The sequence below is a fragment of the Zunongwangia sp. L-65 genome (assembly GCF_056859415.1).
The window spans coordinates 40,619-61,772 of sequence record NZ_JBSXOK010000037.1; the positions used below are offsets into that span (position 1 = coordinate 40,619).

At 36.3% G+C, this 21,154-nt stretch carries 20 protein-coding genes; 18 read left to right on the plus strand and 2 right to left on the minus strand.

Going from position 1 to position 21,154, the window contains the following annotated elements; genetic code table 11:
* Nucleotides 1-3: 3 nt before the first annotated feature.
* The 13 genes from AC13DP_RS03625 to AC13DP_RS03685 all read left to right on the plus strand — a co-directional run bounded on the left by AC13DP_RS03625 (nt 4) and on the right by AC13DP_RS03685 (nt 13,825).
* Nucleotides 4-948 (plus strand): carboxypeptidase-like regulatory domain-containing protein, encoded by a 945-nt coding sequence (locus AC13DP_RS03625; protein WP_272957204.1) that lies wholly within the window; start codon nt 4-6, stop codon nt 946-948.
* 10 nt (nt 949-958) lie between these two features.
* Nucleotides 959-1,573 (plus strand): fumarylacetoacetate hydrolase family protein, encoded by a 615-nt coding sequence (locus AC13DP_RS03630; protein WP_013070729.1) that lies wholly within the window; start codon nt 959-961, stop codon nt 1,571-1,573.
* A gap of 5 nt (nt 1,574-1,578) precedes the next feature.
* Nucleotides 1,579-1,917, plus strand: a complete 339-nt coding sequence (locus tag AC13DP_RS03635) for an Hpt domain-containing protein (protein ID WP_013070730.1) — start codon at nt 1,579-1,581, stop codon at nt 1,915-1,917.
* Nucleotides 1,917-3,167 (plus strand): competence/damage-inducible protein A, encoded by a 1,251-nt coding sequence (locus AC13DP_RS03640; protein ID WP_272957196.1) that lies wholly within the window; start codon nt 1,917-1,919, stop codon nt 3,165-3,167. The genes AC13DP_RS03635 and AC13DP_RS03640 overlap by 1 nt, the downstream gene beginning before the upstream one ends.
* Nucleotides 3,168-3,307: 140 nt before the next feature.
* Nucleotides 3,308-3,547, plus strand: a complete 240-nt coding sequence (rpmB, locus tag AC13DP_RS03645; protein ID WP_013070732.1) for a 50S ribosomal protein L28 — start codon at nt 3,308-3,310, stop codon at nt 3,545-3,547.
* A 26-nt stretch (nt 3,548-3,573) separates the two neighbouring features.
* Complete coding sequence (rpmG, locus tag AC13DP_RS03650; RefSeq protein ID WP_013070733.1) at nt 3,574-3,756, plus strand: 50S ribosomal protein L33; 183 nt, start codon at nt 3,574-3,576, stop codon at nt 3,754-3,756.
* Nucleotides 3,757-3,764: 8 nt separating this feature from the next.
* Complete coding sequence (locus tag AC13DP_RS03655; protein WP_013070734.1) at nt 3,765-3,914, plus strand: DUF4295 domain-containing protein; 150 nt, start codon at nt 3,765-3,767, stop codon at nt 3,912-3,914.
* 139 nt (nt 3,915-4,053) lie between these two features.
* Nucleotides 4,054-5,004 carry a signal recognition particle-docking protein FtsY gene (ftsY, locus tag AC13DP_RS03660; RefSeq protein ID WP_013070735.1) on the plus strand — a complete coding sequence of 317 codons (951 nt, stop codon included), beginning with the start codon at nt 4,054-4,056 and terminating at the stop codon, nt 5,002-5,004.
* Nucleotides 5,005-5,175: 171 nt separating this feature from the next.
* Nucleotides 5,176-6,834 (plus strand): amidase family protein, encoded by a 1,659-nt coding sequence (locus AC13DP_RS03665; protein ID WP_483067320.1) that lies wholly within the window; start codon nt 5,176-5,178, stop codon nt 6,832-6,834.
* Nucleotides 6,834-7,112, plus strand: a complete 279-nt coding sequence (locus tag AC13DP_RS03670; RefSeq protein ID WP_228249992.1) for a hypothetical protein — start codon at nt 6,834-6,836, stop codon at nt 7,110-7,112. The genes AC13DP_RS03665 and AC13DP_RS03670 overlap by 1 nt, the downstream gene beginning before the upstream one ends.
* Before the next feature lie 137 nt (nt 7,113-7,249).
* The gene (locus tag AC13DP_RS03675) at nt 7,250-10,486 is read left to right on the plus strand and encodes a S41 family peptidase (RefSeq protein ID WP_347406635.1); all 3,237 of its coding nucleotides are present in this window, start codon (nt 7,250-7,252) and stop codon (nt 10,484-10,486) included.
* A gap of 20 nt (nt 10,487-10,506) precedes the next feature.
* Complete coding sequence (locus AC13DP_RS03680) at nt 10,507-12,774, plus strand: GH92 family glycosyl hydrolase (RefSeq protein ID WP_347406634.1); 2,268 nt, start codon at nt 10,507-10,509, stop codon at nt 12,772-12,774.
* A gap of 172 nt (nt 12,775-12,946) precedes the next feature.
* Complete coding sequence (locus tag AC13DP_RS03685) at nt 12,947-13,825, plus strand: aminotransferase class IV (protein WP_483067321.1); 879 nt, start codon at nt 12,947-12,949, stop codon at nt 13,823-13,825.
* Nucleotides 13,826-14,006: 181 nt separating this feature from the next.
* Here AC13DP_RS03685 and AC13DP_RS03690 read toward each other — a convergent pair whose 3' ends face one another.
* On the minus strand, nt 14,007-15,137 hold the full coding sequence (locus AC13DP_RS03690; protein WP_483067322.1) for a P1 family peptidase: 1,131 nt from the start codon (nt 15,135-15,137) through the stop codon (nt 14,007-14,009).
* A gap of 113 nt (nt 15,138-15,250) precedes the next feature.
* Between AC13DP_RS03690 and AC13DP_RS03695 the strand changes: the two genes are divergently transcribed.
* From AC13DP_RS03695 to AC13DP_RS03715, 5 genes are all read left to right on the plus strand, one after another.
* A complete protein-coding gene (locus AC13DP_RS03695) occupies nt 15,251-15,502 on the plus strand; it encodes a hypothetical protein (RefSeq protein WP_228249997.1) in 252 nt (83 codons plus the stop codon).
* A gap of 95 nt (nt 15,503-15,597) precedes the next feature.
* A complete protein-coding gene (gene rimO / locus AC13DP_RS03700) occupies nt 15,598-16,947 on the plus strand; it encodes a 30S ribosomal protein S12 methylthiotransferase RimO (RefSeq protein ID WP_483067323.1) in 1,350 nt (449 codons plus the stop codon).
* Between the two features lie 61 nt (nt 16,948-17,008).
* A complete protein-coding gene (locus AC13DP_RS03705) occupies nt 17,009-17,425 on the plus strand; it encodes a hypothetical protein (RefSeq protein ID WP_483067324.1) in 417 nt (138 codons plus the stop codon).
* A gap of 1 nt (nt 17,426) precedes the next feature.
* Nucleotides 17,427-17,828, plus strand: coding sequence for a hypothetical protein (locus AC13DP_RS03710; protein ID WP_228250000.1), 402 nt, complete (start codon nt 17,427-17,429; stop codon nt 17,826-17,828).
* A 96-nt stretch (nt 17,829-17,924) separates the two neighbouring features.
* Nucleotides 17,925-19,973: an LTA synthase family protein gene (locus tag AC13DP_RS03715; RefSeq protein ID WP_483067325.1), complete on the plus strand. Its 2,049-nt coding sequence runs from the start codon at nt 17,925-17,927 to the stop codon at nt 19,971-19,973.
* Nucleotide 19,974: 1 nt separating this feature from the next.
* On the opposite strand, the gene AC13DP_RS03720 is transcribed toward AC13DP_RS03715, so the two are convergent.
* A complete protein-coding gene (locus tag AC13DP_RS03720) occupies nt 19,975-21,153 on the minus strand; it encodes a hypothetical protein (RefSeq protein ID WP_347406627.1) in 1,179 nt (392 codons plus the stop codon).
* Nucleotide 21,154 lies beyond the last annotated feature (1 nt).

Here is a 21,154-nt window from a genome sequence, read left to right on the forward strand (position 1 = left end):
AGAATGCGCATCCTGCTTACGGTATTCCTTCTTATTTCAGTTTGCACTTTTGAGCAAACTACAAGAGCCGTAGGACAGGTGGTAGATGCCAAAACTTTAGAGCCTTTACCGTATGCGAATATAGTTCTGGAAAGTAAAAAAAGGGGAATTTCGACAGATGAAGAGGGGCGATATTCTTTTGTTATAAAAGAGGTTAGTGAGAATGCTATACTTAAATTTAGTTATGTAGGTTACGAATCTCAATGTTTAGAGCTAAAAGAGTTAAAGGGAAAAGTAATAAAATTAAAACCCAGCATACATCATTTGACTGAGGTAAAGATTTTTAATGTTAAAAATAGAAAGACTAAAAGAATCAATAATTTTTTGTTATCGGAATCTGTTGGTTTAGGGAATTTTAGTGGTGGGCAGTATCCTAGTACGGTGGCCAGGTTTTATGAAAGGCCGGACAAATTTGAAGAAGCCTGTTATTTAAAACAGGTTGAAGTTCGGTATTTTATTTTAAAAGAAACGTTATCCCGCAGCGCAAAATACAGGTTAAGGATTATGGCGGTAGATAAGGAAGGGAAACCTTCTTACGATCTTTTAGATAACGGACTAATAGTTGAAAAAGAACCAAGCGAATATCGTACTAAAATCGATCTGTTACCTTATAAAATTCGCATTCCTGACCAAGGCTTTTTTATTGCTGTAGAACACCTTTTTATAAAAGAAAATGCTTTTATGGAAAGGAAAGATTATAGGGTAAATGATACTATGGTGTATAAGGATGTGGAATTACGCAAATATGCGCCGATTTTTAAAGGGGTTTTAGAAAAGGATAATGAGGATTTTAAATCTTATTATAAAGACATCAATGGATGGCGAAAAATGAATAGTTTGGATAATTCTAATAGCGTATTTTCCGGAAAATTACCAGCCCCGGCATTCAAAATAACATTAACCGATTAAAAGATTGTAAATGAAACTTATTTGTATAGGTAGAAATTATACCGATCATATTGCCGAGTTAGAAAATGAAAAACCAGAAGATCCTGTAGTCTTCCAAAAGCCGGATACGGCGATACTATTAAAAAAACAGCCTTTTTTTATTCCAGATTTTTCTAAAGATGTACATTATGAGGTAGAGTTGCTGGTGAAGATTACAAGGGTGGGAAAACATATTCAACCTAAATTTGCCCATAAATATTATGATGAAATAGGGCTTGGGATCGATTTTACAGCGCGAGACCTTCAGGCAAAGTTAAAAGCTAAGGGGCTTCCCTGGGAGAAAGCAAAAGGCTTTGACGGTGCTGCAGTAATCGGTGAAAAATGGCTGAATAAAAATCAATTTTCAGATTTAAACAATATTAATTTTAGCCTAAAAAAGAATGATGAGATTGTACAAAATGGCAATAGTTCTTTAATGCTATGGAAAATTGATGAACTAATTGCTTATATTTCAACTTTCTTTACGTTAAAGATAGGCGATATTATTTTTACCGGAACACCTGCTGGAGTTGGTGCGGTAGCGCCACAAGATCATTTAACCGGATTTATTGAGGACCAAGAAATTTTTTCTATAAATATTAAATAATCCCCATGAGTAGCTACGATTTAAAAGATGTAGAAGAAATGGCAGACGGCGATCAGGACTTTATACTGGTGGTAGTAAAAACTTTTCTTGAAGAAATCCCGCCAGATGTGACTGCCATGAATGAAGCCATAGATAGTGATAATGCTAAACTTGCTTACAGTTATGCCCATAAAATGAAACCTAATCTAAAGCTTTTTGGGTTAGAATTAATGCCACAAATAACTATTATAGAGCAGTGGTCTAAACAGGGTAAAAATAAAGCGGAAGTACCGGGTGCCGGTAAGGTCATTACGGGAAAGGTAGAGCAGGTTTGTGAAGAATTAAAAGAAGATTTTAATCTGTAATGAACGCAGAGATTATAACCATTGGCGATGAAATTCTTATCGGCCAGATTATCGATACCAATTCGGCTTTTATAGCCAAGGAACTTAATAAAATAGGGGTGAGTATTCATCAAATAACTTCAGTAGAAGATGAATGGAACCATATTTTAACCACCTTAAGTGACGCTCAAAAAAGAGCAGATATAGTCATCATTACCGGCGGACTTGGCCCTACTAAAGACGATATTACCAAGAAATGCCTTTGTGAGTTTTTTAATGATACGCTGATTAAAGATGAAGCGGTTTTGGCGCATATCGAAGAACTTTTTAAAAAATATATTGATACTCCTATTTCAGATTTAAACCGGCTACAGGCCATGGTGCCTTCAAAGTGCGAAGTCCTTATGAATAGGTATGGTACTGCTCCCGGGATGTGGTTAAAAAAAGAAGATACTATTTTTATTTCTTTACCCGGTGTACCCTACGAAATGAAAGCTTTAATGCAGGATGAGGTCATTCCCCGAATAAGGGATCGTTTTAAAAGACCATTTATTCTGCATAAGACCGTACTTACCTTTGGGATGGGAGAAAGTGCTATTGCAGAAAAAATAGAATCCTGGGAAGAAGCCTTACCGGCTCACATAAGACTGGCATATTTGCCAAACCTGGGTAAAGTACGTTTGCGATTAAGCACAAAAGGCAGTGATCCCATTAATATGGAAAAGGAGGTGAACGATCAGATAAAATCGCTTAGCCAGATTATTGGGGATATTATTAAAGGGATAGAGGAAGAAGATCCTATTGAAGTGCAGATAAGGAATCTACTCATCGCAAACGACGCAAGCCTGGCTACAGCTGAAAGTTTTACTGGGGGCAGATTAGCTGCAATATTTACAGGATATCCAGGGTCTTCCGCATTTTTTAAAGGCAGTGTGGTGGCCTATGCAACAGAAGCTAAAGTGAATATTCTAGGGGTGTCACCAGAACTTATAGAAAAATATTCTGTGGTAAGCAATGAAGTGGCTTGTGAAATGGCTAAAAAAGTAAAAGCTTTATACCAAACCGATTATGCCATAGCAACTACGGGAAATGCCGGCCCGGACAAAGGTGATAGCGATGCTGAAGTTGGAACCGTTTTTTTGGCAATTGCTACACCGCAACGCGTTTTTGCCCGGGAATTTAATTTTGGAAATCACCGGGATAAGGTCGTGGGAAAGGCTGTTAATAAATGTATGGAGATGATATTAGATGAAATTTACAGCCAAAAATAGGCTGGTTTGAGTCAATAATTTAATACTCAATAGCAACGAAAATAATATCGTAAATTTTTTTTGCAGAATGTGTTGTGAATTAGGGATAAAAATCGTTAATTTGCACCCTGTTTTGAAATAACGAGATAAAGTATAGAGCAATGTCAAGAGTTTGTGAACTTACAGGGAAAAAAGCGATGGTTGGGAACAATGTTTCTCACGCAATGAATAAGACCAAGCGTAAATTTAACGCTAACCTGGTAAAGAAACGTTTTTTTATTCCTGAAGAGGATAAATGGATCACTTTAAAAGTATCTACCTCTGCGCTTAAAAATATTAACAAGAAAGGAATCTCTGCCGTTATTAAAGAGGCTAGAGCAAAAGGATTTCTTCAAAAATAATCCTTTACCTATAAAAACAAATTAAGATGGCAAAGAAAGGAAACAGAGTACAGGTTATTTTAGAGTGTACCGAGCATAAAGCTTCTGGTCAACCAGGTACATCAAGATATATCACTACAAAGAATAAAAAAAATACGCCGGATAGAATGGAATTAAAGAAATTTAACCCAATCTTGAAAAAAATGACGGTTCATAAAGAGATTAAATAATTTGAGTCATGGCAAAGAAATCAGTAGCAGCATTACAAACAGGATCTAAGAGATTAAGCAAAGCTATTAAAATGGTTAAATCTCCTAAAACAGGTGCATATACTTTTGTTGAAGCTATTATGGCTCCTGAAGATGTAAACGATTATTTAAAAAAGTAATCGGATAAAAAATTTATATTTTTTTTAAATGGCCGTCCTGATTTGTTATCTGGACGGCTTTTTCTTTTTACGTATATTTACGGCTAATAACAAAGTCCTTTTTTTAAAGGACTATTCTCATTAAAACGAATAACCAAAAATGAGTTTATTTAAAAAGATCTTTTCAAAAGAAAAAAAGGAAACTCTGGATAAAGGGCTGGAGAAAAGTAAAAGCAGCTTTTTTTCTAAAATGAGCAAAGCTGTTGCCGGTAAGTCTAAAGTTGACGACGAAGTTCTTGATGATTTAGAAGATGTGCTGGTAAGTAGTGATGTTGGGGTAGCCACTACTATAAAAATTATAAACCGTATAGAAGATCGTGTAGCCAAAGACAAGTATTTGGGAACCGATGAACTTAACAAAATCCTAAGAGAAGAAATTGCCGGTTTATTATCCGAAACCAATTCTGGTAACGCTACAGATTTTACTGTACCCAATAAGAAACCTTACGTAATGATGGTTGTGGGGGTTAATGGTGTAGGGAAAACAACAACTATCGGGAAACTGGCCAATCAATTTAAAAGCCGAGGCCTAAAAGTTGTTTTAGGAGCCGCCGATACTTTTAGAGCAGCAGCTATCGATCAATTACAGGTTTGGGCAGAACGTACCGATGTACCTATTATAAAACAATCCATGGGTAGTGATCCTGCTTCTGTAGCCTTCGATACCGTACAAAATGCTGTTAAAATGGATGCAGATGTTGTTTTAATTGATACTGCAGGAAGGTTGCATAACAAGGTAAACCTTATGAAAGAGCTTTCTAAAGTAAAAAGAGTGATGCAAAAAGTAATACCAGATGCGCCCCATGAAGTGCTTTTAGTTTTAGATGGTTCTACTGGGCAAAATGCTTTTGAGCAGGCTAAGCAATTCACTGCTGCTACTGAAGTTACCTCTTTGGCGGTAACCAAGTTAGATGGTACCGCAAAAGGTGGTGTTGTGATTGGGATTAGCGATCAATTCCAAATTCCGGTAAAATATATTGGTGTAGGAGAACGGGTAGAAGATCTTCAGGTTTTTAACAAGTTTGAATTTGTAGATTCCTTTTTTAAATAATAGGTATTGTTTTTCTTGAAGTTGAGTTATTATTAAGTAATTCAGCTATTTTTTTAAGCTTCGTGCTTGTACCGTGGAAATATTTGTTTTGAAGAAATTCTAATTCCGGATATGATTTTGTTCAGAAAAATATATGAATAAACTAATCAATAGTCAATTAGCTAATCCCACATGAAAAAGATTTTATTCCTTTGCAGTATTTTAGCCTTGGTAAGCTGCAAAAATGATAAAGCAAATAATAAAGACATTCAGGAAATTACAGACTCTAATTTTACTGAGGTAGAAGATGATCAAGAGCACGAGGTATTAGAGTTTAAAGTTTTAGATTCTAAATATCTTGAAAAAGATATACTCTGGTCTCCTTTTGAAATTGAGCTTTATAAAGTAACAGAAAAGAAATATGATAGTTTAAAATCAATAATTCTTGAAAAATCTGTTACAGAACTACAAAAAGCGATAGCCGAAGAACAACTTACCTACGAAGAGCTTACCCTGTTTTATCTTTACCGAATGAGAAAATTAGATCGGGAAAACGATCTTTCTCTCAATGCTGTTATTGCAGTTAATCCAAATGTTTTAACTGAGGCCCGACTTAAGGATAGAAACTATAAAAATACCGCGAATAAAAGTCCGATTTACGGTATTCCTGTATTGTTAAAAGATAATATCAATACGTCTACGATGCCAACAACGGCGGGAGCTGTGGCGTTGCAGGGAAATACGACCCCAAATGCTTTTATAACAAATAAGTTAGAAGAAAGTGGGGCGATAATTTTGGGAAAAGCAAATCTTAGTGAATGGGCCTATTTTTTCTGTAAAGATTGCCCAAGTGGATATTCTGCGGTGGGTGGACAAACCTTAAATCCTTATGGACATAGAATTTTTGACACCGGTGGTTCTAGTTCTGGTAGTGCTGTAGCCGTTGCAGCCAATTTTGCTCCTTTAGCCGTAGGATCTGAAACTTCAGGATCCATACTTTCACCATCAAGTCAGAATAGTCTTGTAGGATTAAAACCAACGATTGGACTTTTAAGTAGAACTGGTATTATACCAATTTCAAGTACTTTAGATACGCCCGGGCCAATAACCAAAACGGTTATGGATAATGCTATTTTACTAAGCGCAATGACTGGTAGAGATACGTCTGATACCAAAGTTTATGCAGATTCTATAAAAATACCTTCAGATTATTATTCGGCTTTAACCGATACGACAAGTTTACACGGAGTAAGATTAGGTGTGATCAAAGAACTTACTCAAGATTCGTTATATAGTCGTGCAATTAACGAGCTTAAAAAGATTGGAGCTCAAATAGTCGAATTTGAGGCTGAAGATATTAAGTTAGCTAATTTTCTAAGATTATTAAATCTTGATATGAAAAAAGATCTTCCTACTTATTTAGAACGTTATGGCAAAAGAGTAGATGTAAGATCTGTAGAAGATATTATGACTTTCAATATGGAGGATTCTGTACAGCGAGCACCTTACGGGCAGGGATTGTTTGAAGGAATTGTAAAGGATACCGCTTCAGCAGAAGAATTTCAGGCCATAAAAGATACCCTAAAAATACGCGGAAAACGATTTTTCGATATACCGATGAAAGAGTATGATCTGGATGGGATTCTTTCGATAAATAATTATCATGCCGGCTTTGCTGCGGTTGCAGAATACCCTGCGATCACGGTACCTATGGGCTATGACGATATTGGGGAACCTAAAGGTTTAACCTTTATTTCTATTCCTTATTCCGAACAAAATTTATTACGCTGGGCTTATGCTTACGAGCAGGAATCGCAGCAACGTAAACCACCAAAAGACTATTCCAAGTAATGGCACAACGATACCTGATTATCTTTACCAAACTTATATTTATTTATTGCCTTTTTTATGTGATCATGAAAATACTGGCCGTATTCCAGGGAGCATGGCTTTATGCCAATCTAATTATGGCGTTCCCGGTGCTCATATTGGGTCTTTTAGGCGCATATTTTGTTAAGATGAAAAAGTATAATTGGATCTATGTGATCATTTCTGCAATACTTATAAGTATTATCAGGTATTATGAGCAAGGCTGGTTATTAGGTTTGCATAACTATTTTAGCGTTTAAGATTTCTCATTACATAGTTTTAAGATTAAAATCCATCCTAACAAAAGTTTCGATGGATTTTTTATAGCCATTAAATTGCAATAGTTAGTATCTTAGTGCCACTCTGAAAATTTAGCTAAATTAAATTCAATTATTTTATGAGAAAATTTTATTTGCTGATCATGCTATTATTTGTTGGTGTGGCAGTTTCAGCACAAGAAAATGCAAAATGGTTACGATATCCTTCGATTTCACCAAATGGCGAAACTATCGTTTTTGGATATATGGGAAACCTTTATCGGGTTAGTAGTGATGGGGGCGTAGCCATTGCCATAACTACAGGAGATGCTTATGATATGCGTCCCGTTTGGAGTCACGATGGTAAAAGTATAGCTTTTGCCAGCGATCGCTATGGTAATTTTGATGTATATACCATGCCAGCTACAGGTGGAACACCTACAAGATTAACTTATAATAGCGCCAATGATTTTCCCTACGATTTTTCACCACAAGACGATAAGGTTCTTTATGGGAGTGGTCGTAATGCACCGGCATCAAGTGTAAGATTTCCAAGTCCCGGATTATTTCAAAATTTGTATACCATCCCTATAAAAGGTGGACGACCAGAATTACTTACCGCTGCGGGAGCAGAAGAAGCCCATTTTAGTAAAGATGGAACGCATTTGGTTTTTCAGGATAGAAAGGGTTATGAAGATGCCTGGAGAAAACATCATACTTCGGCAGTCACAAGAGATATTTGGTTGTATGATCTTGAGAATGATTCGTATAAGCAAATCAGTAATTTTGAGGGTGAAGATCGTGAGCCTGTTTTTAGTGCTGATGGAAAAAAAGTATTTTATCTGAATGAAAAGAACGGTACACAAAATTTGTACGTCAAAAATTTAAGCTCGGATTCCGAAGAAAAACTGACTAATTTTAAAGATTTTCCGGTGCGTCATTTAAGTATTTCTGATAGCGATAAATTGGCGTTTACCTGGAAAGGTGAAGTCTATACCATGACGCCAGGAACTCAACCTAAAAAACTGGAGATTAAAGTTCTGGATGATGCCGCTTTCGAAGCCATCAAAAATATGGATATCAATAGTGTAACCGAATTTGCGGTTAGTCCTAATAATAAAGAGATCGCTTTTGTAAATCGAGGCGAAGTTTTTGTGACCGGTGTAGACGATTCCCGTACAAAAAGAATTACCAATACCTCTACTCAGGAGCGTATGGTGAGCTGGTCCCCAAGCGGAAAAGAATTAATTTTTTCCGGGGAGAAGGATGGTAGCTGGAATGTATATAAAGCTACTTTAAACCGCCCGCAGGAAGAGTATTTCTATGCTTCGACCATTGTAGATATTGAGCCTTTAATTAACACGACTGCTGAAGAATTTCAGGCTAAAATTTCTCCAGATTCTTCTAAAATCGCTTTTATAGAGGAACGAAATATTTTAAAAGTAATGGATCTAAAATCTGGTAAGAAAACAGTAATTCTTCCTGAAGGTAGAAATCATTCGTATAGTGATGGAGATTGGTCTTTTCAATGGAGCCCAGATAGCCGTTGGCTAATGGTAGATGATCAAAAAGGTTATTTTTTTAATAATAATGTGGCTTTAATTAAAGCGAACGGTAACGGAGAAATTTTTCATCCTGTAAATAGTGGCTTTGGGGAATCTAACGCCAAATGGGCCATGGATGGTAAAATGATGACCTATACCAGTAGCCGCGAGGGTAGAAAATCATTAGCGAACCAGGGAAGTACCGAGCAGGATATCTACGCGGTATTTTTTGATCAAAAAGCATATGATCGATATACTCTAAGCGAAGAAGAATTTAAACTTTTAGAAGAGCGCGAGAAAAAGGAGAAAGAAGAAAAGGAAAAAGCAGAAGAAGACGGGAAAAAATCTAAAAAGAAAAAAGAAGAAAAAAAGGACGAACCTTTAAAACTTAATTTCGATAACCTGGATATCCGTAAAGTAAAACTTACAATTAACTCTGCCAGTATTAGTGATTATGTGTTGAATAAAGATGCGAGCAAAGTTTTTTATCTGGCATCTTTTGAAAAAGGATATGATCTTTGGGTAACCGAGCCAAGAACCAGAGAAACCAAGATTTTGGCAAAAATGGGCGGTTCTCCTAGCGGAATTGAAATTAGTGAAGATGGGAAATCCTTATTTTTAAGTAATAATGGACGTTTGGTAAAAGTAGATGCAGAAAGTGGTAAGGTAGAAAATATAGCTATCAATGGTGATATGGTGATTGATGCTGCTGCTGAAAGAGAATATATGTTTAACCATATGTGGAGACAGGTTACCAAGAAATTCTATGATCCGGAGATTCACGGAATCGATTGGCAAATGTACCATGACGAATATGCGAAGTTTTTACCGCATATCAATAATAATTATGATTTTCAGGAATTGTTAAGTGAGCTTTTAGGAGAGTTAAATGCTTCTCACACGGGGGGACGTTATTATGCCTCTGGTGCTAACGGTGATCATACCGCTTCTTTAGGAGTATTATATGATGAATCCTATATGGGAGACGGAATTAAAATCTCTGGAGTGATTTCAGGAGGACCATTAGATAATGCCGATAGCAAAATAAAAGCAGGTGATATAATTATCAAAATCAATGGTAAAACTATCAAATCTGATGAAAACTGGAATAAATATCTAAATAACATTCAGGATAAAAATACTTTACTAACCATTAAAAGCGGGAACTCCACTTTCGAAGAAACCATCAAGCCTGTTTCGGTAGGATCAGAGCGTGCTTTAATGTACAAGCGTTGGGTGCGTACCATGGAGCGTAAAACCGATAGCCTTAGTAACGGTAAACTGGGTTATGTGCATATCCAGGGAATGAATGATGGTAGTTTTAGAGATGTTTATGAAAATGCACTTGGTAAGAATTTAGAAAAAGAAGGTCTTGTGGTAGATACCCGTTTTAACGGTGGTGGATGGTTGCATGACGATCTTAATACTTTTTTAAGCGGGGAAGAATATTTAAAGTTCGCACCACAGGGAGAAGTTATTAAAGGGGGAGAACCCATGACCCGTTGGACCAAGCCCAGTATCGTTTTAATGAGTGAAGGAAATTATAGTGATGCTTTTATTTTCCCTTATGTTTACAAACAAAACGGAATAGGTAAACTGGTAGGGATGCCAGTGGCAGGTACCGGTACAGCGGTATGGTGGGAAAGACAAATAGATCCTTCGATCATATTTGGAATACCAATGGTAGCCACTATAGGTGCAGAAGGCGAACCAACAGAAAATATGGAGTTGCAACCCGATATAGAAGTAGCATTACCTTATACTGAATTTTTAAGTGGAAATGATCCCCAGTTGCAAACTGCAGTAAAAGAACTTTTAAAAGAAACCGAATAAGCTTAATTAACCCTAACTTAATGATCAAATTCTTAAAAAATAACTCGTTACCAGTACTGTTTATGCTGGTAACGAGTTATTCAACCTTTGCACAGGCCGTAAAAGAAAAAAGTCCGGCTGAATATGTAAACCCATATATGGGTAATATTAGTCATATGTTGGTACCAACCTACCCAACGATACATATGCCAAATAGCATGTTGCGGGTATATCCGGAACGTTCAGATTATAATGGCGATTTGTTAAATGGCCTGCCTTTGATGATTACCAGTCATCGTGGTAGTTCTGCATTTAATTTGAGTCCGTTTCAGGGAGCGCTTTCCGACATTAAACCGGTAATAAAATTTAGTTATGATTTAGAAGAAATTCATCCTTACAGTTACCATGTTTATTTAGATGAGCAGGAAACTACGGTAGATTATGGATTAGCATCACAGTCGGCTAAATATACTATTCATTTTGAAAAAGAAAAAGAAAGTCACCTTATCCTCAATTCGAGAAACGGTATGTTAACCTGGGATGGTGAAGCAATCTCTGGCTATCAGATTATAGGAAATAACACCAAAGTTTATATCTATTTAATTCCGAAGCAAAAACCCGAAAAAGTTCAGGTTTTGGATGAAAATACTACGCTTATTTCAGGTACTAAAGCAGAAGGTAGAAATGCCAGTATCGTATTAAGTTTCTCAAAATCGCAATCTAATTTAGAGTTGCCATACGGGGTATCTTTTATTAATGAGCAACAAGCTAAATCGAATTATCAAAGAGAGATAAAAGGTAGAACAGTGGCCGAGTTACAAGAACAGGGGAAACAGATTTGGGACGAAGCATTAGGTAAAATGCAGGTAGAAGGTGGTAGTGAAGCCGATAAAAATGTTTTTTACACATCGCTATATCGTTCTTACGAGCGCCCTGTTTGTATTTCTGAAGATGGGCGATATTACAGTGCTTTTGATGGCCAGGTGCATCAGGATAATGGAAGACCGTTTTATACAGACGATTGGATTTGGGATTCGTACAGAGCACATCATCCATTGCGTGTTTTGCTGAATCCTAAGCAGGAAGAGGATATTATTCATTCTTTTATTTTAATGGCACAGCAGATGGAGCATAACTGGTTACCAACCTTTCCTGAAGTAACGGGAGATAGTAGAAGAATGAATTCTAATCATGGTGTGGCGACTATTTTGGATGCTTCAGAAAAAGGCCTTGATAATTTTGATCTTGAAAAGGCTTATCAGGCATCTAAAGCAGCAATTACTGAAAAAACATTAGCGCCGTGGTCTGGTAAACCGGCCGGCGAACTAGATAATTTCTATAAAAGCAATGGATTTATCCCGGCTTTAAGGGATGGCGAAGAAGAAACCATTCCTGAAGTTAGTGGTTTTGAGAAGCGCCAGCCCGTAGCGGTAACATTAGGAACGGCTTATGATGAATGGTGTCTGGCGGTTTTAGCAAATAAATTAGGCCATAAGAATGACTATAAGCGCTTTATAAAAGAAGCACTAAATTATCGAAATTTGTTTAATAGAGAAACCAATTTCTTCCATCCTAAGGATAAAAATGGTGAATTTATAGCACCATTTGATTATCGTTTTTCTGGAGGCGTGGGTGCAAGAAATTATTATGGTGAGAATAATGGTTGGACATACCGATGGGACGTACAGCATAATGTTGCAGATTTAATTGATTTGATGGGAGGTAGAGAAGCCTTTATTGATAATCTTGATGCTACATTTGCTGAGCCAATGGGTAGAGGCAAAAGAGAGTTTTATACGCAGTTACCGGATCAAACTGGGAATGTAGGCCAGTTTAGTATGGCGAATGAGCCTTCACTTCATATCCCATACCTGTATAGCTATGCCGGTGAACCGTGGAAGACCCAGAAACGCATAAAAAAATTAATACATACCTGGTTTAGAAATGATTTTATGGGAGTTCCGGGAGATGAAGATGGCGGAGGAATGTCTTCTTTTGTAGTATTTTCTCAATTAGGATTTTATCCGGTAACGCCGGGGTTACCCATTTATGTGATTGGAAGTCCGTTTTTTGAAAAATCTGAAGTGACATTAGAAAATGGTAAAACTTTCACCATCATTGCAGAAAATTTCTCTGAGGACAATAAGTATATACAAAGCGCTACTTTAAATGGTAAAAACTGGGACAACCCCTGGTTTACGCATACAGATTTAGAAAATGGGGGGACATTAGTCTTAAAAATGGGTAACAAAGCAAATAAAGATTGGGGAAGTAAACCTGAAAATGCTCCACCTTCTTTTCAATTTTAGCTCTTTGTTGATCATTCTCGTTGTGATTTCATTTTTTCAGGTTGATTCCATCTAATTGCAACCTTGTTCATAAATGACTCTCCAAAAACTTATAAAACTGCCTTGTGAAATTTTTTTCCAGGGCAGTTTTTTTATATCGCGCAATAGTCTATTTTTAAGTTTTGCATTAAACATGAAACTAAGTTACCCCAGCAAAGTATATTTAAACGGAGAATGGTTAAAGCCCGAAGAGGCGAAAATCTCTGTTTTTGATCGTGGTTTTTTATTTGGTGATGGTATTTACGAAGTCATTCCTTTTTACAGCGGAAAGTTGTTTTTACTGAAAGAACATCTACAAAGGCTGCGATATTCTTTGAGAGAAGTCGAATTGCAATGTGATATAAGTGATTTTGAAAGCATTATTTTAAAAGCTATCGAATTGACGGAATTAAACGCAGCCGATGGCGCCATTTATATTCAGGTAAGTAGGGGAATGGCTCCAAGGACGCATTATTTTCCTGAAAATTACGATGCTACCGTGCTTGTATATGCTTATAAAACCAATCTTAGAGGTTTTCAGCATCAATTTAAAGATGTCCTGGTATCTAACGATCTGCGTTGGCATCGTTGCGATATCAAATCGGTTTCCTTAATGGCCAATATTCTGGCAAATACCGAAGCTAAGAAAAGTGATTTTTCTGAAAACATAATGATTAGAGATGGTTGTTTTACGGAAGGTTCGCACTCTTCATTGTTTTTTGTAAAAGATGAAAGCGTTTATACACATCCCAATGGTAAATTTATTTTACCCGGAATTACTCGAAATTTACTTATAAAACTGTGTAAGGAAAACAATATCGCAATTGTTGAAAAAGCACTTCCGGTCTCTGAGTTAGATGAGGTTACCGAAGTTTTTATTACCGGTACCACTACTCAGATTACCGCAATTAAAAATCTTCATTTTCCGGATAGGATTATAAACTTTGGGAACGACATTGGAAAAATTACCAGAAGACTTCAATTATTATTCTGCGAAGAAGTAAAGAAACGTACGGGAGTAGATATAAGCTGAGTTTAAAATTTCGAAAGTTTAAGAGGATGTTTTCTTCATTTTTAAATATTCTATTTTCAAATTAGTTTGTTGTCTAGTCTTGTTTCCTGACTCTTGATTCTTGAATTCTATGTTCTACATTAAAGCAGAAGCAAAATTCCCAGTGATCAGAAAGATCAGAAATTACGAAAGGCCTAAAATATTATTCACTTTCCAACACTCCCTGTTCTTTCAGGATCGATAATACTTTATCTACGGGTAATTTTTTAATGTGATGGCCTTGATAACCGGTCATATCTTCAGCCATAAATAAGCTATTGATGATGGCTTCTTCGGTGGCTTCGTTTGCAGCCATAAATAATGGTGACATCCAATCGTTGGGAACACTTTTAGTTTTATATAATGCTTTGATTTGATAGGGAATTCTCACATCTTCCGAAGTAGAAAAAGCAATGATGTAATCTCCGCTGCCGTTAGAAGCAATTCCTCCACTTTGTGCCAGTCCCATAAAAGCACGTTTAGCAAGGCGTTCTAAATTTCTACTCGTCAATGGCGCATCGGTGGCAACCACTACCATACAACTACCATCTACGTTATTTTGTAATTCATCAGCAAAGGCGAAATTCTTTAATTTTTCCCCCATATTGACTCCGCCAATATCCAGGACTCCACCAAAGTTTGTTTGCACCAAAACGCCTACAGTATAACCGCCAAGATTTTTAGGCAATCTACGTGAAGATGTTCCTATTCCGCCTTTATAACCAAAACAAATCGTTCCGGTACCGGCACCAACATTTCCCTGTTCCGGCTTTTCTGTGCTTGCATTTTTTATCGCATTTAAAACATCTGTGGTAGAAACATGCTGCCCTCTAATATCATTTAGATAGCCATCGTTAGTTTCGCCAACAACAGCATTCACAGATCTTACCTGTTCATTTTCAGGGGAATGTAAAGTGTATTTAATAACGGCATCAATACCGGTAGCAACATTAAGCGTATTGGTAAGGATAATGGGAGTTTCGATGTTTCCAAGCTCGTTTATTTGTGTGGTTCCTGCTAATTTCCCAAAACCATTACCCACAAAAACTGCAGCCGGTACTTTATCCTGAAAAATATTTCCTCCGTGCGGTAAAATTGCAGTGACACCGGTTCTTATAGCGTCCCCTTTAATTAATGTGGTATGACCAACTTTAACTCCACTTACATCTACGATGCTATTGGTTTTTCCAACGGGCATTACGCCGGTTATAATGCCTAGGTCTCTGGCAGTTTCCTGAGCATTAAGTGATAAACTTGTAATGAAAAGAAGCAGAATCAAAAAATGTGATTTCATGGTTTGTGACAGATTTTTTTAAAGATACGCTATTCTTAAAAATAACCTCTTTGTCTATAAAATAATCAAAAATTAAGATCGTTCTAAAAGCCTAAAACCAAAAACTCAAAGCTATGTTAGATCGATTGTTCCTACGAAAACTAACACATAAAGGTAAAATTGCTTACTGGATTATTCAATTAGTGCTTGATGCCCTTTTTATTGGTTATCTCTTTATCTTTATGGACTACGATATGGATCATTTTGTTGGTGATGGTGCTGGAATAGTCATTGCCGGTGTTCTTGTTTCAATGCTTATTTCAGGAGTTATTTGCCTGGGACTATGGAAGAAACCTAAAGAAGAAATTAACTCTCAGGAAAAATAAACGGACTTAAATTGGTATCAACGCTAAATTTTGGCTGATATCCTTAGTATTTCGTTCATCTTCACTACTTTTGCACTCCTAAACGAAGATTTTACATGAGGACTAAATCGCTTAAAAAGAACAGGATAAATGTAGTAACGCTTGGTTGTAGTAAGAATGTTTACGACAGCGAAGTGTTAATGGGGCAGTTAAAAGCGAATAATAAAGATGTTGTTCACGAGGAGGAAGGTAATATTGTTGTAATTAATACCTGTGGATTTATCGATAATGCTAAAGAACAATCGGTAAATACTATTTTAGAATTTGTAGCGAAAAAAGAGCAGGGCGATGTAGATAAGGTTTTTGTAACCGGTTGTTTAAGTGAACGCTATAAACCCGATTTACAAAAAGAGATTCCAAATGTAGATCAGTATTTTGGAACAACAGAACTCCCGGGTTTATTAAAAGCCCTGGAAGCCGATTATAAGCATGAGCTTATTGGTGAGCGTTTAACCACGACTCCAAAAAACTATGCTTATTTAAAGATCGCTGAAGGTTGTGATCGTCCCTGTAGTTTTTGTGCTATCCCGTTAATGCGCGGGGGCCATAAATCAACACCGATCGAAAATTTGGTTACTGAAGCTAAAAAGCTGGCGGCAAACGGAGTGAAAGAATTAATCCTTATCGCCCAGGATTTAACCTATTACGGTCTTGATCTTTATAAAAAAAGAAATTTAGCCGAATTATTAGAGAATTTGGTTAAAGTTGAAGGAATCGAATGGATCCGTTTACATTATGCATTTCCAACGGGTTTTCCAATGGATGTGCTAGAGGTGATGAAACGGGAGCCGAAAATCTGTAATTATCTGGATATTCCTTTACAGCATATTTCTGATGATCTTTTAAAATCGATGCGTCGTGGTACTACTCATAAAAAAACCACCGATCTTTTATATAAATTTAGAGAGACTGTTCCAGAAATGGCGATTAGAACCACGCTGATCGTGGGATACCCCGGAGAAACCGAAGCGCATTTCCAGGAATTAAAAGAATGGGTGAAAGAAATGCGATTTGAGCGTTTAGGATGTTTTACCTATTCTCACGAAGAGAATACCCATGCGTATAATCTTGAAGACGACGTACCAGATGAGGTAAAGCAGGAGCGTGCTAATGAAATTATGGAAATTCAGTCACAAATTTCCTGGGAGCTGAATCAGCAAAAAATAGGGCAAACTTTTAAAGTGATTATCGATAGAAAAGAAGGTAATTATTTTATCGGAAGAACAGAGTTTGACTCGCCAGATGTAGATAATGAAGTACTTATAGATGCTACTGAAATTTACCTGAAAACAGGCGAATATTATGATATTAAAATCACTGATGCTGCCGATTTCGATTTATATGGTACTCCGTTAAATGCCGAAGCAAAACCAACGAGAAGAGAGTTAAAGATAAAAACGGTATAGACTAAAAAATTATAGGAAATATTAAAGGATTTCGGTATTTTTATATCGGAATCCTTTTTTTATGCAGAAAATCGAAAAACATAACGGCTTTTTTAGGAAACATTATTACCGTTTATTTGGTTTATTCTACCTTATTGTCGCTGTTGCCATGTTCTTTACTGGAGAGAGCTCTAGTTTAATGTCTTATGGCTACTTTGCTATCGGGATTTGTTATTTCGTAGTCCAATATTTCTTTGGTGGTTCTACTGAAGAATATATAAGCTGGGATGAGGATAAGATCGTTTTAAAGCAGTGGTGCCAAAAGGAGGTATCTTATAATTTATCTGAAGTAGATCATCTAAATGTTTCAGATTATAATCTCACGATCAAAAAAGGAGTAGCTGCCGGGACAATGATAGAATTAAAAGGCTTCAAGCCTAAAGATATCCAGAAATTAAAGCAGGATTTCAATTTAGAAACTAATTTACAATTTGCCTAAGATGAAAAATACGATCAAGAAACATTCGCCATTTTGGGTAAAACATCTGCCGCTTATTTCTGGAGTTGCTTTTTTATTTTCAGGAATAGATTATGTCATAGAAGTAGACCATCCGGTAGGTAAATTTATGTTTACGATGTTTATGTTTGGCGGTTTTATAAATTTATTCATCTATTTTTATTATCCAAAAGACGTTATAATCTCGTGGGATGAGGAGAAATTGGAGATGAAAGGGCAGCAATTAAAACCAAAATCATTTTTATTTAAAGATATTGTTGATTTCCGTTTCGAGAAAGAAAAACTCATTTTAAAATCTGATGCGCATCGCGGCACTATTCTGGATATTAAAGGCTTTGGTGATGGGGATCTGCAGCTATTAAGGTCTAGACTTGCCGTAAATTAGTTATAGCGCCTTTTAGAAAATATCTATCGATTTTATGTATTCTTAAGCTAAGAATACAGCTTTTTTTGATACTTTGGCTGCTTGCAACTAAGTCTTATGTCACAGATAAGTTCATTCGATCATCTAAGTTTTAGAGAGAAATTAATTAATGCTACCAGGGAGTTTTTTTCAATTTCACTCGTATGGCTCTTTTTACTGTTTTTACTCAGTCTTTTAGAGCTTTTTTATAATACGCTAGTCAATGCTGTACAGGAAAACTTTTTTAGATTGTTGATGTATAGTTGCTGGATGGATGTTTTGCTTTGGCTAAAATGGGGGGCAGTCTGCTATATTTTCTACCTTATCTTTTATGTAGTGCATCCCAAATCAGCCAAATTTACTTTCAAAACTTTTATTTGTTTCGCAGCCATTATCCAAACCGCATTGGTGTTGTATTTTACGACCTCTTTAAACCTGTTGGGGGCAGATCTTTTTAGTTACTCATTACAAGATGTACAGCAAACTTTGGGAGCATCAGGAGGTTTAAGTGTTATTGCCGTGTTCCAGTTCTTAGTGGTGGTTGCCATTTGTATTTCCATCTTATGGTGGTTGCCTAGATTTATTAAATTACCCTGGGCTTTAGGTATTATTTATCCACTAGCTTCTGTAATAATATTCTTTACTTCAACTACTTTAGCTTGGAGCCAAATAAGTTTACAAACCACTTTTGCCAGTAATCTGGTGACTAATAAATCAGACTATTTTTTTACAAGTTCGTATTATTATTTCTTTCCCAAGACCGATTATGACGTCGATATTTATGCTGATAATTATATTGGTATTTACGATAATCTTGATAATTCTGTCGTGGATTATGAATATTTAGATGAAAGCAATTATCCTTTTTATCATGTAGATTCTGATACCGATGTGCTTTCGCCATATTTTAATCTGAATGAAAAGAAACCGAATATTGTGATTATTCTGGTGGAAGGTTTAGGTCGTGCTTTTACGAATAAAGGTGCTTATTTAGGCAATTGGACCCCGTTTCTTGATTCGCTTTCTACACAGAGTTTGTATTGGAAAAACTTTCTTAGTCAGGGAGGGCGTACTTTTGCTGTTTTACCTTCTATTTTAGGCTCTTTGCCTTTTGCGCAAAGTGGTTATTTAGGTATGGGAGAAAAAATGCCTAATCAGTTATCACTTTTAAACCTGTTAAAACATAACGGTTATGAAACTTCATTTTACTACGGTGGTGATGCGAGTTTCGATAATATGGAGCTGTATTTAAGAAGAAATAAAATTGATGATCTTATTGATAAAGACAAGTTTTCTACAAATTCGGGATTGTTACCAGAAACTAATGGTTTTACCTGGGGCTATGATGATGAGGCACTTTATGCAAAATATTTAAATACCAGACCTTCAGATAGTATGGCAAAACCTCAATTAGGGGTCTTGCTTACGGTTTCTTCCCACAACCCGTTCAAAATTAATCAGCAGCAGGAATTTTATGATCGTTTTGAAGAGCGTATGACTCAGCTTGATTTTACAGAAAGTAAAAAGCAGGACTATCGTGCTTATCGAGATCAATATGCCAGTATTTTATATACCGATGCAATGCTGAAAAAGTTCTTTGAAAATTATGAAAAGCGTCCGGATTTTAGCAATACCATTTTCCTAATTACGGGGGATCACCGTATGCCCGAAATTCCTATGGCTACGGTTATCGATCGTTATCATGTACCTTTAATATTGTATTCTCCAATGCTTAAACGTACTTCTGAAATGGCATCGATTTCATCCCATTCTGATGTCGCTCCCAGTATTTTAAGATTGCTGAAGTCTAATTACCAACTTGATCTACCCGAAGATACGAGCTGGTTAGGAAAAGGCCTGGATACCGTTGTTAATTTTAGAAATATTCACCAGATTCCGTTGATTCAAACCAAGGTGAATATGAAAGATTATGTGGTAGGCACCTATCATCTTAATGGTGATCGTCTTTATGAGATCCTTGAGGATATGGGCGAAAGGCCAGTAAACGATTCTAAACAGCAAAAAAGTATAATGGACGCGTATAACGGATTTAAACAGAAGAACGCGATTATCACCAATGGTGGAAAAATAATTCCAGATTCTGTTTATATAAAGTACACCAACTAAGCTAAGATTCGTTGTTTTTATTACTGATTTTTTTCTCGTAATCCTCTAAGATCTTCTGAAGCATGGGGCGATAAAACTTCCAGAAGAAGCTGGCTCTTTCGGTTTTATCCCTATCGTTATAAAAGAAGCGTTTAAAAATTCCGATTCCTTTAAAATAGGAAGTTTCCATAGTAATGGGGTTATCACAAAAATCACCAGAGAAATAATAGAATTCGTAATCGCTATCTAAATGGTAAGTTACTGCAGGGAATGATGTAGGAATACCGTATTTCTTCAATTCCCGGCTTCCTTTTTCTGTAGTGTACAGTTTATAATTTGCCGCGGTTTTATTGATAGCCGAGTTATTTTGAACAATATCAAACCAAAATGGATATTTTATTTCATCAGGAAGTGAAAATCGTTTTTTTCCGTAGTCATTACTTATAATCTGTGGAATTTCTCGCTCTAAATGAATACTATCTTCAAGAATGGTTACCTGATCATTTTCGTTTACAAATGCCACTCCAGATTTTTTAAAAGGCCATTTATTACCGTGTTGATTCAGGTAATTTTTGATTAACCACCTGGGTAATTCTTTATTAGTTAAGGTATCTAAATTATCAAAATAACGTCCCGTCCAACCGGTCCATTGCAATCCGAAGGTATGTTCAAATTTTCTTCGGATATCGTATGCAGTAGGAGAACCAAACGTGTTAAATTCTGTGATTATAAGCTTATTTTTATCCTTCATTTTTTGAAGGAATTCCATATCGTTTTCTTTTAATCCTCCGTAAACAATGCCGGATCGCTCGGTCTGGTTATTTTGTTCGTACCACTCGTTAGTGTAAATTCCGTAGGTATCGGTAAAATAGACCAAATCAGCATCATTGCTTAGCTGTTCTATTTTGTTGGAAGGAAAACGTTCCAAACCGCGAAGATCGAATTGTTCGTTCTCTTTTGGAAAAAAGCCGAAATAGTCTTCACTTCTTTTATAGAATTTTGTAGATGTTTTAGTGTACTTCTTGTAGTTAAGCACCCAGTCTAAAGAAATATGTTCCTGTCCTTCTGTAGTTAAAACAGTTTTATCAATAATCGCTGCGACCATTTTAGTTTTTGGTGTAAAAAACCACGCCAGAAACATAAAAACAGGCGATAATAAAATTAAAATGATAATGATGTGTTTTAAACGCTTTTTCAGCATT